We start from the raw sequence: 13,479 nt of genomic DNA, 5'->3' as shown, positions 1-13,479 counted from the left end.
GTGGTTTAAAACAATGGTTTTATTAAATCAAAAAGCTTTGGTAAAGTACTTGAAGGGGTGCTTTGTAGAGCGGTGGACTATCAAATATCAGAATTGACGAATGTGCCTGAGATTCTAATGGACTTGAAAATAAATAATTGACCAAAACATAGATTACAGAAACAAATGAAGAACCTGTTTTCAATATGGAATTGCTATCTTTCTGTTGCTGAACGTCATCAACAGCAATTTTTTGAGTTTCCGTCTTGCAGCAATCTTCCTTTTCTGATTCATGCTTATGGCAAGGAGGCATTTGATTATCCTCTGCATGATGGGTACAATGTTTATCCTGTTCAGCAAAAGCTACTTCTTGCAATGCACCGCCACAATAGTGTTTATACATTACAGCACCAAGGCTGGTACTGAGTATCAACACTGAAAGTAGAATAGCTAATATGGACTTTTGCTTAAACACAAATTTAGTTTACGTTCGTAAATTTAAAAGGTTTTCCCGTAATTAAAAAAATATAATCTACTGAAAAACAATAAACTACATTTTTTCAATCATTTGTTTCACATGCTGATCCGCTGTAAACATATTTTCATAAACAGCCTTAATTATCATATCTTTATCCAATAAATAGGTAATTCTTCTATTCATGCCTATTACGGGAATCGTTGCTTTATATAATTTGGCTACTTTACCCTTGGGATCGCTTAGTAATTCAAAAGGCAATTTATTTTCCTTTTTAAATTTATGATGAGATGCAATAGAATCTTGACTTATTCCAATGACTTTCACATTCAAATCTCTAAACTCTGAAAAAGCATCTCTAAATTCACAAACCTCCGCTGTACAAACTTTTGTGAAATTCTTGGGATAAAAAAATAAAATCAGTGGCTCTCCTTTTTGCTCAGATAATTTGAAGATATCTCCTGCGGTAGATGCTAATTCAAAATTCGGTGCTTTCTGTTGTTCTTTTAATGGCATATTATATTTTTTGTATCTACTTCAAACTATTTCAAACTTAAATGGTTATTCAATCAAGTTATTTTAGATAACAATTTAGTTTTCATGTTCAATTAGGTTTGGCAGCAGGTTGAAAGGCCTGCTGTTTTTCTTTTTAGCGATTACATATTGTTTTATAAGGACAATAGGTGCATTTTTCCAATTTCTCAGTTTGATTAAACGCTTGGTCGCTAATAAAAATCTCATCTAAAATTTTCTTTAAGCCTTGTTCGAAACCCTCCATTAATACTTCCGCATTATTTAATTCTTTGTTTGCTAACTTTAATTTCTCGGAGAAATCCGACTTGAATAAGCCTTTTCCATTATAAAGGCCCGGCATCACATTTTTAACGCCATCGTATTCTTCATTTTTTATAAAAAGGTAAGAATATATAAGTGTCTGCATAGCCGCCCCATTCCTTTTATCATGATCTCTATCAAATAAACTTTCTATATCTGGAAACTTTACTTCATCACCACCGGACTTATAATCGATAACCCGGATGCTATTCTCTTTCTCATCCAAGCGATCTATTGAGCCTTTCAGGCGAATTTTATCACCATTCTCCAATGGAACAGCATATTCATATTCTCCTTCCACTTTCTTAACAGTAAAAGGAGCAATTTTTGCGTCATAATTTAAAATTTGAACCACCATTCGTTTTACCACATCTCTTATGATGATATTTCTGCCTTCAAACTCAAAATCTGACTCCTCACTTTTCTTACCATAAAGTTCAGCAAACTCCTCCCTAATGAATTTATCTATATTTTTCTTCAGGAGGTAAATCTTATTCGGATCTAAAACTTCTCCGATCACCTCTCCATACAATTTTTCCATTACATGGTGAAGGATATTCCCGAAATCTGCCGCATCCAAATCTTCACTAACCTCATCTCTTTCTTTGAGACCCGCTATGTACCGAAAATAGAATTGTAATCTACAGTCCAGGTAAATTTTTAAGGCAGAAGCAGATAGAAACCTCTCTGAACTGTATAGCTTCAATATCTTTCGTATATCCTCACTCTTCTCTATAGTAATTGGTACTGGAGCAGCTGCTTGCGGATCTTGATTTAAGCTTTGCAATTTCACCTTTTGCGATTGAATCCCCAGTTCGTATTGCAATTGCAGAAGATACCGACTTGGCTCTCCACCTTTTCCCCCACTATTATCACTATTGTAAATCAAATGCATTTGCTGACTTCGCTGCATTAGCCTATTAAATAAATAAGCATAAATGGAATCACGTTGCTCTAAAGTGGGTAATCCGTAAGCCTTTCGAATGTTATAAGGAATAAAGGATTGATTGTTCGAACCACCAGGGAAATTATCTTCACTTATGCTTAAGAAATAGATATGTTCAAAATCTAGATTTCTGGATTCTAGCACTCCCATGATTTGGATACCTTCTAAAGGCTCACCAGAAAACGGCACTCGGATGGATTGTATAATTCGATTAAATAACCGGATAAAGGAATTAATGTCCAATTCCAGTTTAAATTCTCTCACAATTTGTTCAAGCTGATTGATTTGCTTAAAAATTTCAGCCATAAACTCCTGTTCTGTAGATTCAATTTGCTCGCTGTGAACGTATTGCAAAATGGTTTTTAGATAAAGAAAATAATTAACTGAACCATCTTTAAATAAAATATCCAAGAGGGGATTTGTCGTTTCCTTCTCCGAATATAAATCCTTCAATTCTAGCCTTATGATATTATCCCGTTCAATCTGTTGAATTTTGGCTTTCACTCCTTCCCCTAACAAGTTTCCCACAAAAGGGTGTTTTAAAACTTTCAATACATCACGATGATTAAAGCTGAGCTTATTGATTTCCTGTCTTCTATTTTTTTGAAGATGAAGACAAATACTCATTAATTGATAAATAGAAGCAAATCTTAGAGGATACCCCATGGTAACATTTACTTTTTCAATAGATTCGGGCAGCGCATATAAAACCGGAAAAAGCAAGCTTTCATCTCCCAAAATGATAGCAGTTTTTTCAGGCTGTTCTATATTTTGTTCAGAAAGCAGCTGTCCTAAAAATTTTGCTTGCGCAATATTTCCTTTTACTTCAGTTATTTTAATATCGGGTGTTTCCTCAATGATTCTATTGGGCATATAAGTAGGAAAAGTCTTCCCCAAAACCGAATGATTGGCATATTCTCTAAAGAAATTTCCAGCTTCTTGCATAATGTTTTCAGGAGAAGCATAATAGGCGTCCATATCCCAAAAAACATCTGCTCCTTCTTTTACCGCTTCAGAGATTATAATTTCCTCTGTTTTGGTCAAGGCATTGAAGCCCGCAAAAATCAGTTGCCCTGAAATTTTTGTGTGTCCAGACTTGAGCCTATCAGCATAATCTCTGTATAGCATACCATTGTAAGCCTTCTTTTCTTCTTTTAGCTTATCCCTAAAATCCTTATAAACCGGATAAAGAATATTCCAATTTCGGGCAAATTTTTCTTGTGCATCTTTGGGTTTGGCTTCAAAACTCTTCCAAAATTTCTGAATTAATTGAAGTTGCTCTTCGGTTAAGAAATCAGTATCCGCCAGCTTTTTCCATTCTAGTAAATTTGCAAATAAAGGACGGGCATCTGCCATGTAGTGATCGACATCATTGAAATCTTTCACCAGCATATCGCCCCAAAAATAAAACTGCTCAAAATCTTCTTTAAAAGGTGCATGCTTTTGGAATACCTTATGCAATGAGAATACTAAGCTCAATTGATCTGGTACTGCGAAATCACTTTTTTGCCGAACAAAATCTTCGATGGCCATGGCCTCAGGTGCCCAAATGGGTTGATCTATGAGTTTTCGTAGTGCACGATTAAAAAATAAACCAGCCCTTCTATTAGGAAAAATAACGGTATAGTTAGAAATGTTTTTTCCTAGTTTGTGAAATAATGATTGGGCTAGTTCTTCTAAAAATGTGTTTTGCATAGTTTTATAATGAGAATCTTTTTAGATGTTAATGAAAGAAATCAATCTTTACTTTCACAAATCTTAAGGGCTCTTTCTTTTTTGATTCGGAAACTCGGAATAATCTTGGGAAATAAAATCTTAGTGCTAAGATTTACCATGATTCCAGTTTTCAAATTAATTATTCATTAGCATTTCAAATTTACTTTACTTTCTTTTTGCTACTATATAACAAGACTATAAACCAGCTAAAGCTGGAAATTTAACCACAAAAGAATCAAAAGAAAACAAAAGAACAGCCAAAGGCTGTTTAGCCCTCGCTCACTTCCGTTAACACAGCAGAAATTTGTTATCTTCATTGAAGTTCAGTTCAATACACTGCCAGCACTTGAACAAAAAGAAATCAGCTAGAGGCTGGTCAGCCTCTGGCTGGCAAAAATTCAAGACAATCCGCCAGCTGGCGGACATCCCAAATCCATCCGTTGGCCCGCTGTTTTGTACTTCTACTTGCCCACACAGAACACATATCACTAGTCTTTTTTTTAGTACCTATGAAATCAAAACTTCAAGATCTAAAATATAAAACTAAACCTCGATAATTTCCAAAGGATTAAGGTAGGCGATGTGGGCTGTGACTTTCTCGTAACCCATTTTCCTTAAAGTATTTCTGTAAAAGCTTACTTGCTTATGATCCTGCTCTGATTTTAAACCCGTTTTAAAATCTAAGATCTTGGCTTCATTTTCCTTTATTAAAACCCGGTCCAATCGGATTAAAGAACCATCTGTCAAAAGTACAGGGACCTCAGTTTTCACCTGCCAATCTGTTTCAAACCAAGGTAATAAAATACTGTCTTTCTCAAGATTATCCTTCACCAATTTTTGGATAGAATCAAAATCCTCCTTATTCAACATCTTTTCTGTCTTAACCTTTTTCAAAATTTCGGGAAGCTCTTTCAAATCATTTAATTTAGAAAATATATCATGTACATAAATTCCTAAATCTGTTTTGGATAAACCTGCATCCTCAGCTATCAGAGTAGAAGAATGTTTAATTTTCAGTTTATCGTGCCAATTATGGCTTTCATAATAAGTCAGGTTTACCGAACTAACAGTAAAAGATTCCTGCGTATCTTTTTTCTTTTTAGCCAAAAATGCCAAATCTACTTCACTTCCTATAGTCAATTTCAAATTGGCGTCTTCCCACTTATCTTGCTTTTCAGCAAATTGCAAAAGCAATTTAGATATGTAGCCTGAATTTGCCTTAGCATGAGAATTAATAAAGAGTGCATCTCCAGCTCTTGTCATGGCCACGTACATTAAGTTTAAATTATCCAGATAACTCCGCACTTCTTCTTCCCAATAAGAACGAGCAAAATCAGAATCCTTTAAAGAGGAAGAATGCTTAATAGGTAGGTATGGGATTTCCGCAAAGTGGCCTCCCTCTGTGTTCACCCAAAGCGTAGGTGCCATCAAATGATTAGGACTTAAGGTCCACTCCAAAAGGGGAATCATACATATTTTAAACTCCAATCCTTTTGACTTATGGATGGTCATCAATCGTGCTGAATGCACATCTGATTGCAATTTAATTGCATAAGATTGATTGTTATCTTCCCACCACTCCATAAAATCAGGAATACCACCTTTATTTCCGAAGTCCAATAAAACATCCTGAAAGGCAGATAAATAGGCCTTTTCCTTTTTAATTTCCTTTAGCTGGAACAGTTGAATTAACTGCTCACTCATTTCCAACAAACTCAAACTCATCAAATCTTTTTGAGAAGTTAAAAATTCGGCAGGTAAAAATTCATCCGTACTATTCACTCTCACAATATCGTGAATGCGTGATTCGTCATTGTGAATTATTTTCTGATAATAAAATTTAATTTGAGAAAGGGCAATTTTATCTTCTGTATACAAATACTGAAAGCAGTTCAGCAAGAAATTGACAATATGAGCGCTTGACAATAGCAAAGTTTCATCGGAGATTATATTATATTGATAATACTGTACCTTATCAGGATTTTCGCTTTTATAATGCTCCAGAAAATCCTGAATTTCGATGCCCTCTTTCTTTTTCCTTACCAATATTCCGACATCCTGTAATTTCACACCCGCATCCTGCAATCGCTCCAAATCTTGAACAAACTTTTCCAATGCCTTGGTCTGCCAGCTCAATTTTTCTCCATCCTCCGTTTCTTCTTCTTCAAAAAACTGAAGCTCTACAAAGCCCTTGTACGGATAGTCTTTTTTCTTCTGTTGCACTACTTCGTTGTAGGCATCAGGAATGTCTTGTAAAAGACGTTCAACCTCTTTCGTAAAAGCATTGGAGTTTTTATTCACCGCGTTCAACTTCACCAAATCAGGCATAGCAGTAAATAAATCATTATTAAAATCAATGATATTCGGTTTGCTCCGGAAATTATGACTCAATGCCTCTTCTTGATAAAAAGCAGGGGAAATGTCCTCTCTCAATCCTTTTAACAACAATCTCCAATCACCACCTCTCCAGCGGTAAATGGATTGCTTCACATCTCCCACCACCAAATTTTCATTTCCTTCAGCTAGTGAATTTTCAATTAAGGGTTTAAAATTCTGCCATTGCAAAGTAGATGTATCCTGAAACTCATCGATCAAGAAATGGTCATAAAAACTCCCCATTTTCTCATAAACGAACGGACTTTCGGTTGGATCGGTACCAATGATTTCATTTAGAAATTGAGTGGTATCAGAGAGGAACTGAATACCCTCCTCTTTTTTGTATTCCTGCATTCGTTGATTGAAATGCTGAGTAATTCCTAATAAATAAATGTTTTTAAGAATATTTTCAGCGGAACGGTATTCTCCTATATTCCTTTTTATGAAATCAATTGCCTCTTGGAAAGAATTCATCAAGCCATCTGAAGCCGTTTTAAAAATCAAATCTTTCTTTTTGGAGGATTTTGAGGCTAAGGATTCACCTTCCGACTCTATCGCTGTTTTTACTCTTCCTTTTACCAAATCAGCTAAATCATAATTTTTGGTCTCTTCGCTAATTTTATTAAAAAAATTAATAGCTCCTGAATTTCCATAACTAAAATCTGCGATTTCTAGCCCATTTGACTCTATTAACTGAAAGGCTTTTTTACTGATTCCATCCAAAGTCTTTTCAAACTGCGCAATTATCTTGTTCAATTTGTCCTTGAAAATTTTCAGCCTTCGATAATCATAAATTTCTTCATTCAAAGCTCTTTCTATCAGCTTGAAATCATCCTTCATCAGCTCCTCAGTAAAGGCAAGAATATCTCTTCTAACATCCCACCTACCTTTCTCTTCAAGCTTATTGATCGAGAAATCAATCACCCAACTTTTGAGCGCTACATGTTTGGGATCACTAATATCCTCCATCAACAAATCCAAAACGGACTGCCTTACTTCATCTGTATTCAGCATAAGTTCTCCATCGCCTTGGATGCTTAATTCGCGAGCAAATGAACGCATAACGTTTTGAAAAAACCGGTCAATGGTCTGGACCGAAAACCTGCTGTAATTATGTAGAATTGAAATTAATAATTGTCTTGACCGAGTCCTCAATTCACTATCTGAAAACTCCAATAAGTCTTTCAGCTGATTGGCCATCACTCCTTCACTATTCTCAGAAAATTCAAACAAATTATGAATAATCCGTTCCTTCATCTCCTGAGTGGCCTTATTGGTAAAAGTTACAGCTAAAATTCTTTTAAACTGATCAGGATTTTTAAAAGCTAACTTGAGGTATTCTCTCGTTAGCGTAAAGGTTTTACCACTACCTGCTGAGGATTTATATACTGTGAAAAGATTTCCTTTGTGCATAAAGGAAATTTACGGGATGTAGGTTTAAATTAAAAGAAGTTAGTTTATAATATTCATAATTATCACTGTTGAAGCGATGATGCATTCAATAGAAATTACTACTGCAGAAACAATGTCACCAGTTGAACTAGAATTTAAGAATGATTTATATTTTGCTTTTACGTTCACAACTTCTCCCCTAATCATGATACATTTTTCATGTGTTTCAAATATAATACCCTACATCATGAGTAAAAAATACATCAATAAATAAATAGCTTCATTATAATATAATTTACATTTATTAAAGCTAAAATACTATTATTTAAATTCAAAGAAAATATTTTTTTACCTTTTCTCTACATTTCTTACATATCGTCAATACCACTAACACCACCGGAAACAATAAATTTCATTGCATTGGTACTATTGACATTCCATTCATGAACTAATTCATTTTTAACTACTAAAATATTCCCTGAAAAGTTATATGAATGTGGCATATACACAGAGCAGAAACCCTGCATCTTTACCTTTTCTAATTCACTTTGAGTAATGAAGCCAGGCTTAAATATTTTTCCAGCCTCGTCAAACTGCACCATCACGGGTTGATTAAATTTCTTTTTATCGCCTACGAAAGCACCAATTAAATCTTTTATAGAGTTGTAAATCAAACTTAGCAGAGGTACTTTGGTGATAAACTGTTCAAACAACTCAAAGAAGGGCTTCATGAAATAGGTAGAACCTAAGTAACCAACCCCAATTATTGCAGAGGCTAAAATTAGAATACCAAGACCAGGTATATTTACTGGAAGCAAACCATCAAGCCATGTAAAAACGGCTTGAATAACTAAAATCGTAAAAGCTATTGGAGCTACAAAAAGTAAGCCTCTAAAAAAATAAGCAGCAATTTTAGTAATAATCTTTTGTCGCATAATCATTTAATTATTGAATCAGTACTATAACGAAAAAAGCCTTGATGAAGTCCATCAAGGCTTAAATTATATTAAAAGTATTCAATTTATATTGAAATCCCCATGAAGGACATAAATGCAATACCCATCAGTCCTGTAATCAGCATTGTTATACCTAATCCTTTCAAGCCATCAGGTACATTAGAGTACTTCAGTCTCTCTCTAATTGCTGCTAATGCTATAATAGCTAAAAACCATCCAATTCCTGATGAAAATCCGTAAACCGCTGATTCTGCTAAGCCATATTCTCTCTGGTCCATAAATAATGAAGAGCCAAGAATAGCACAGTTCACTGCAATAAGAGGAAGGAAAATACCTAATGAGCCGTATAAGGCAGGAGAAGTTTTTTCAATAACCATTTCTACCAATTGAACCATTGAAGCAATAACGGCAATGTACATGATAAAGCTTAGAAAGCTTAAGTCAACTGTTGCCAGATCTTTACTTAACCAAGTTAATGCCCCTTCATTCAATATGAATTCGCTCAACAACCAGTTTGTTGGAACTGTAATTGTCAATACGAAAACAACAGCTAATCCTAATCCGAAAGCAGTACTTACCTTCTTAGAAACCGCCAAAAAAGAACACATACCCAAAAAGTAGGCAAATACCATGTTCTCTATAAAAATTGATTTTATTCCTAAATTAATTAAATCCATTGTCTAAAATTTTTAGCGATTAATTTTCTACGTATCCTGTTTTATTTCTTTGAACCCAAATAATGAGACCTAGTATAAAGAAGGCCCCTACAGGAGTTACCATTATACCATTAGCTTGATAGTCCATACCTACCCAGCCATCTTTTGAGAAACCGATTGCCTCAAAAACCTCAAATCCAAATATTGCACCAGATCCAAACAGTTCTCTAAAAAAGGCAACAGCTAAAATGATCCATGCATAACCTAAGCCACTCCCCAATCCATCAAGAATTGAATCGTAAGGCTTATTACCTAGAGCAAAGGCCTCCAAACGACCCATAATAATACAGTTAGTAATAATCAATCCCACGAATACACTTAGCTCTTTGTACATATCGTAAGCAAATGCCTGCAATACTTCATTTACCAATGTTACTAAAGTTGCAATTACAGCTAACTGAACAATAATTCTAACACGGTTTGGTATTAACTTTCTTAATAAAGAGATGATCAAGTTTGAAAAAACGATAACGAAAATTACCGCTATTGACATCACCATAGTTGGTTTCATCTGGGTAGTTACCGCAAGAGCAGAACAAATCCCTAAAACCTGAATGGTAATCGGATTATCATCATTTAACGGGTCGGTTACAATCTTCTTTCTTCTTTTGGAAAGTAACGCTTCTGACTCCTGTTTTACTGGTTTATCTACAGTTTCTGTACTCATAACTTTAATATCTTTAAATTATAAAGTGGCAGTAGCACCTTTTTTGTTAAAATAAGACTGGTAATGCTTGAAATAATTCTCTAACATATCATTTAAACCATTACCTGTTATTGTCGCACCAGACATCCCATCAACATGATGCTCATCTAATTTGCTTTCAGGATTACTTTCTCCTTTCAACATTTTAACAGACACTAACTCTCCTTGGTCGTTGTATAATTCTTTCCCTTCAAATCTAGCTTGTACGGCATCCTCAGTAATTCTTGCACCTAGTCCTGGAGTTTCACCTGCATGTGCAAAAACAGCACCTTTTATCACTTTACCTTCAGTATCTAGAGCAATGTACCCCCAAATATTATCCCAAAGGCCACTACCATAAACTGGAAGGATATAAGATTCAATTTCTTCCCCACCATCTTTACCGTAATATTTAAATACAGGGTAAAGTCTTTCTTCCGGAGCTTTTTTGTATTGCTTTTCAACACTTACGTTTTCAGCAATCATTTTTTTCCCTTCTTCATCTTCAGTAACCACATTACCTTCGTAGTCCGTCACTTCCGATTTAATCACTTTACCGTAAGTCTCAATTACATCCATTTCTGAAGTCACTTCCAGAACTGCACCTAAAATTTGCTTTTTAGTGTCCAATTCGATTGACTTTTGCTGAATTGGGCCCAAGCCAACTGAAGTGGCTGCCAACAATCCGCCTAATACTACTGTAAGTATGACGGAGAATAATATTACATAATAATTAGACTGTCGCACGTTTTAACCTCCTCTTTTTATTAGATTCAACAACATAATGATCAATTAACGGAGCAAACACATTCATTAAAAGAATGGCAAGCATAATTCCTTCTGGATAAGCTGGATTTACAACCCTGATTATCACTGTTAAGATTCCAATCAAGAATCCGTATATCCATTTCCCTGTTTCCGTATGAGCAGCTGAAACAGGATCTGTAGCCATAAACACGGCTCCAAATGCCAAACCACCAATTACCAAATGATAATGCGCTGGCATATCCATAAAAGCATTATATCCGATCGCGTTAAAGCCTAATCCCATCAACCAAGCACCTGCGAAGACGCTGAAAATAATTTTCCAACTACCAACTCCGGTTGCGATCAAGATCAATGCACCAATTAAGACCATAAGAGTAGAAGTCTCACCAATTGACCCTGGTATTGCCCCCAAAAACATATTTTTAAAGGTGTACATTCCTTCCGCCCAATAGCTAGAAAAAGAACTAACTACTGTACCGGTGCCATTTAAAGCAGTATCATAAGCAACAGCTAAAGCAGTTGCTCCAGAATATCCATCAATTGGAGCGGCATCACCTAAGTAGGTCCAAACCTCTCCAGAAATGTCAGTCGGGTAAGCAAAATATAAGAATGCTCTCGCTGTTAAAGCAACGTTTAACACATTCATACCTGTTCCGCCAAAAACTTCTTTTGCAATGATTACAGCAAAAACAGTAGCTAATGCAACTTGCCAAAGTGGAATACTAGGTGGCATAATAAGTGCAATTAACATACCTGTAACGAGGTAGCCTTCATTTACAGGGTGGTTTCGTATTACACAAATTGCAAATTCCGTCCCAAGTCCTACTGCATAAGAAACAATTACGATTGGAATAACCTGAATAGCTCCAATTCCTATTTTTTGGATAAAAGTGGCCGTTTCGCCTAGTGCTAAAAAATGCTGATGACCGATATTCCAGATTCCAAATAGTAAACAAGGAATCATAGCAATCACCACCGTAATCATGGTTCTCTTCAAATCGTTAGCATCTCGTACTTGCACCCCTTTCTGTCCTGTAACTAATTTAGGTCTGAAAAGAATTGTACGGTGCCCTTCGTACAACGTATAGTACTTCTCGTATTTCCCCCCTTTCTCAAAAAGAGGTTCAATTTTATCGAAGAATTTTTGTATTGGATTCATATTTTATAGTATGATTATTTTTACTGATATTAACCCTGTGGATTAATTACCTTTTATCCATTTATCATTAAATTGATTCCTTTTCTCAAAATGGCTTGAAGCTCATGTTTGGAAACATCAATGAATTCACATAAGGCAACGTCTTCTTCTATCAATTCGAAGATCCCTAATGCCTCCATTTCGTCAAAATCTTCTGCCATTATAGCTTTAAACAAATAATTAGGCAGAATATCCATAGGTAAAACTTTTTCAAATTCTCCTGTCATTACGAAAGCTCTTTCTTCACCGTTTGTATTGGTATTTAATACATACTCTTTCTTTTTGTTCAAGAAAGACAATAAGCCAATCGCCCTGTGAAAACTTAATTTCGAAGTGGTTGGTTTAATCCATCCCAATAATTCTTCAAAATCTCCTTCAGGCACAACAGTGATCTGCTCATCATAGTACCCTAAATAACCTTCGGCATCAATTCGTTCCCCAGTCAACGGATTTCCTGAAATATATCTCACATGATCTCCAGAAATATTATCTTTTATAATATTTTTAATTGAAGCACCAACGTAGGTTTGATAATACTGAGGATCCTTAACCTCTGACCCTGTCAATGCCACTTTCTTAGAAGCATCATACTTTCCATTTAAGAACAGTTTTCCTATTTGGATTACTCCATATGGCTTTACTGTCCATGCAATATCTCCTTTGCTTATTGGATCGATATGGTGAATCTGTACCCCTACATTACCAGATGGATGTTTACCAGAAAATTTATTAATTTGAACACCTTCAGCTTGGCTGAACATTTTTAGCATTTCTTTATCCTCAGAAATGTTAATATGAACCTTACCTTCAGTAAATTTTTTGATGATTTCTAAACCTGCAGCAAAAGATTCTTCTTCGTCTTTGTATATAAAGTTATAATCTGGTGCTAGTGGATGAGTATCAAAAGCTGATATAAAAATTGCTTTTGGTGCATCTTCAGGATTTGCCACTATACCATATGGTCTTTGAATAATATTAGGCCAAACCCCGCTTTTAAGCATTAACTCCTTAGCTTTTTCAACCTCCAATGATTTAATATCCGATTTCGAATGCTTTCCAAAATCTTCAAAATCATTTTCCTTATCAGCTAAAATCCTTAATTCTAATAACTTTCGCTTTTCCCCTCTCTTAATTTCGGCTACTTCTCCACTAACGGGAGAGCAGTACAATACATCAGGAGCCATTTTATCATAGATAAGAGGAGTACCCGCTTTAACAGAGTCACCTTCTTCTACTAATAACTTGGGCCTTGTGATTGCCGGGAAATCAGTTGGTTTAATTGCGAATGTTTCTGGTTTAGGTGCATTTGATACTTTGTTCTCAGCTTTACCAGCCAAGTTTATATCAAAACCTTTTTTAAGTTTAATGGTATGAGACATGTCTTTGTTTAACAATGAACCCTTATTTGAAATTGAGGCAAAATTAAGAATTATTTTTC

The 13,479-nt window shown here is 35.2% G+C and carries 10 protein-coding genes; all 10 read right to left on the bottom strand.

Translation table 11 applies throughout. The features are described 5' to 3' along the window. Positions 1–22: 22 nt before the first annotated feature. Positions 23–454 (bottom strand): HYC_CC_PP family protein, encoded by a 432-nt coding sequence (locus Q3Y49_RS08755; RefSeq protein WP_303271932.1) that lies wholly within the window; start codon positions 452–454, stop codon positions 23–25. 75 nt (positions 455–529) lie between these two features. Beyond that, positions 530–970, bottom strand: a complete 441-nt coding sequence (locus Q3Y49_RS08750) for a peroxiredoxin (protein ID WP_303271931.1) — start codon at positions 968–970, stop codon at positions 530–532. A gap of 133 nt (positions 971–1,103) precedes the next feature. Further along, positions 1,104–3,929: a PD-(D/E)XK nuclease family protein gene (locus Q3Y49_RS08745; protein WP_303271930.1), complete on the bottom strand. Its 2,826-nt coding sequence runs from the start codon at positions 3,927–3,929 to the stop codon at positions 1,104–1,106. Between the two features lie 564 nt (positions 3,930–4,493). Beyond that, positions 4,494–7,739 carry a UvrD-helicase domain-containing protein gene (locus tag Q3Y49_RS08740; RefSeq protein ID WP_303271929.1) on the bottom strand — a complete coding sequence of 1,082 codons (3,246 nt, stop codon included), beginning with the start codon at positions 7,737–7,739 and terminating at the stop codon, positions 4,494–4,496. Positions 7,740–8,086: 347 nt separating this feature from the next. Next, a complete protein-coding gene (locus Q3Y49_RS08735) occupies positions 8,087–8,653 on the bottom strand; it encodes a DUF502 domain-containing protein (RefSeq protein WP_303271928.1) in 567 nt (188 codons plus the stop codon). Between the two features lie 86 nt (positions 8,654–8,739). Next, positions 8,740–9,351 carry an NADH:ubiquinone reductase (Na(+)-transporting) subunit E gene (nqrE, locus tag Q3Y49_RS08730; protein WP_303271927.1) on the bottom strand — a complete coding sequence of 204 codons (612 nt, stop codon included), beginning with the start codon at positions 9,349–9,351 and terminating at the stop codon, positions 8,740–8,742. A gap of 19 nt (positions 9,352–9,370) precedes the next feature. Further along, positions 9,371–10,057: an NADH:ubiquinone reductase (Na(+)-transporting) subunit D gene (locus Q3Y49_RS08725; RefSeq protein WP_303271926.1), complete on the bottom strand. Its 687-nt coding sequence runs from the start codon at positions 10,055–10,057 to the stop codon at positions 9,371–9,373. Positions 10,058–10,075: 18 nt separating this feature from the next. After that, entirely contained in the window at positions 10,076–10,822 is a 747-nt protein-coding gene (gene nqrC / locus Q3Y49_RS08720) for an NADH:ubiquinone reductase (Na(+)-transporting) subunit C (RefSeq protein ID WP_303271925.1), read from the bottom strand. Further along, on the bottom strand, positions 10,809–12,002 hold the full coding sequence (locus tag Q3Y49_RS08715) for an NADH:ubiquinone reductase (Na(+)-transporting) subunit B (RefSeq protein WP_303271924.1): 1,194 nt from the start codon (positions 12,000–12,002) through the stop codon (positions 10,809–10,811). The genes nqrC and Q3Y49_RS08715 overlap by 14 nt, the downstream gene beginning before the upstream one ends. Positions 12,003–12,055: 53 nt before the next feature. Beyond that, entirely contained in the window at positions 12,056–13,420 is a 1,365-nt protein-coding gene (locus tag Q3Y49_RS08710) for a Na(+)-translocating NADH-quinone reductase subunit A (protein ID WP_303272097.1), read from the bottom strand. Between the last annotated feature and the right edge of the window lie 59 nt (positions 13,421–13,479).

Source organism: Marivirga harenae, from assembly GCF_030534335.1.
Classification (GTDB): Bacteria; Bacteroidota; Bacteroidia; order Cytophagales; family Cyclobacteriaceae; genus Marivirga; species Marivirga harenae.
Note: the sequence above shows the minus strand (reverse complement) of the source record. Positions and strands in the feature narration are given on the sequence as shown.

Coding starts and splice junctions, on each gene's coding strand:
- Q3Y49_RS08750 (WP_303271931.1), bottom strand. CDS start 970: ATGCCATTAAAAGAACAACAGAAAGCACCGAATTTTGAATTAGCATCT.
- Q3Y49_RS08745 (WP_303271930.1), bottom strand. CDS start 3,929: ATGCAAAACACATTTTTAGAAGAACTAGCCCAATCATTATTTCACAAA.
- Q3Y49_RS08740 (WP_303271929.1), bottom strand. CDS start 7,739: ATGCACAAAGGAAATCTTTTCACAGTATATAAATCCTCAGCAGGTAGT.
- Q3Y49_RS08735 (WP_303271928.1), bottom strand. CDS start 8,653: ATGCGACAAAAGATTATTACTAAAATTGCTGCTTATTTTTTTAGAGGC.
- nqrE (WP_303271927.1), bottom strand. CDS start 9,351: ATGGATTTAATTAATTTAGGAATAAAATCAATTTTTATAGAGAACATG.
- Q3Y49_RS08725 (WP_303271926.1), bottom strand. CDS start 10,057: ATGAGTACAGAAACTGTAGATAAACCAGTAAAACAGGAGTCAGAAGCG.
- Q3Y49_RS08715 (WP_303271924.1), bottom strand. CDS start 12,002: ATGAATCCAATACAAAAATTCTTCGATAAAATTGAACCTCTTTTTGAG.
- Q3Y49_RS08710 (WP_303272097.1), bottom strand. CDS start 13,420: ATGTCTCATACCATTAAACTTAAAAAAGGTTTTGATATAAACTTGGCT.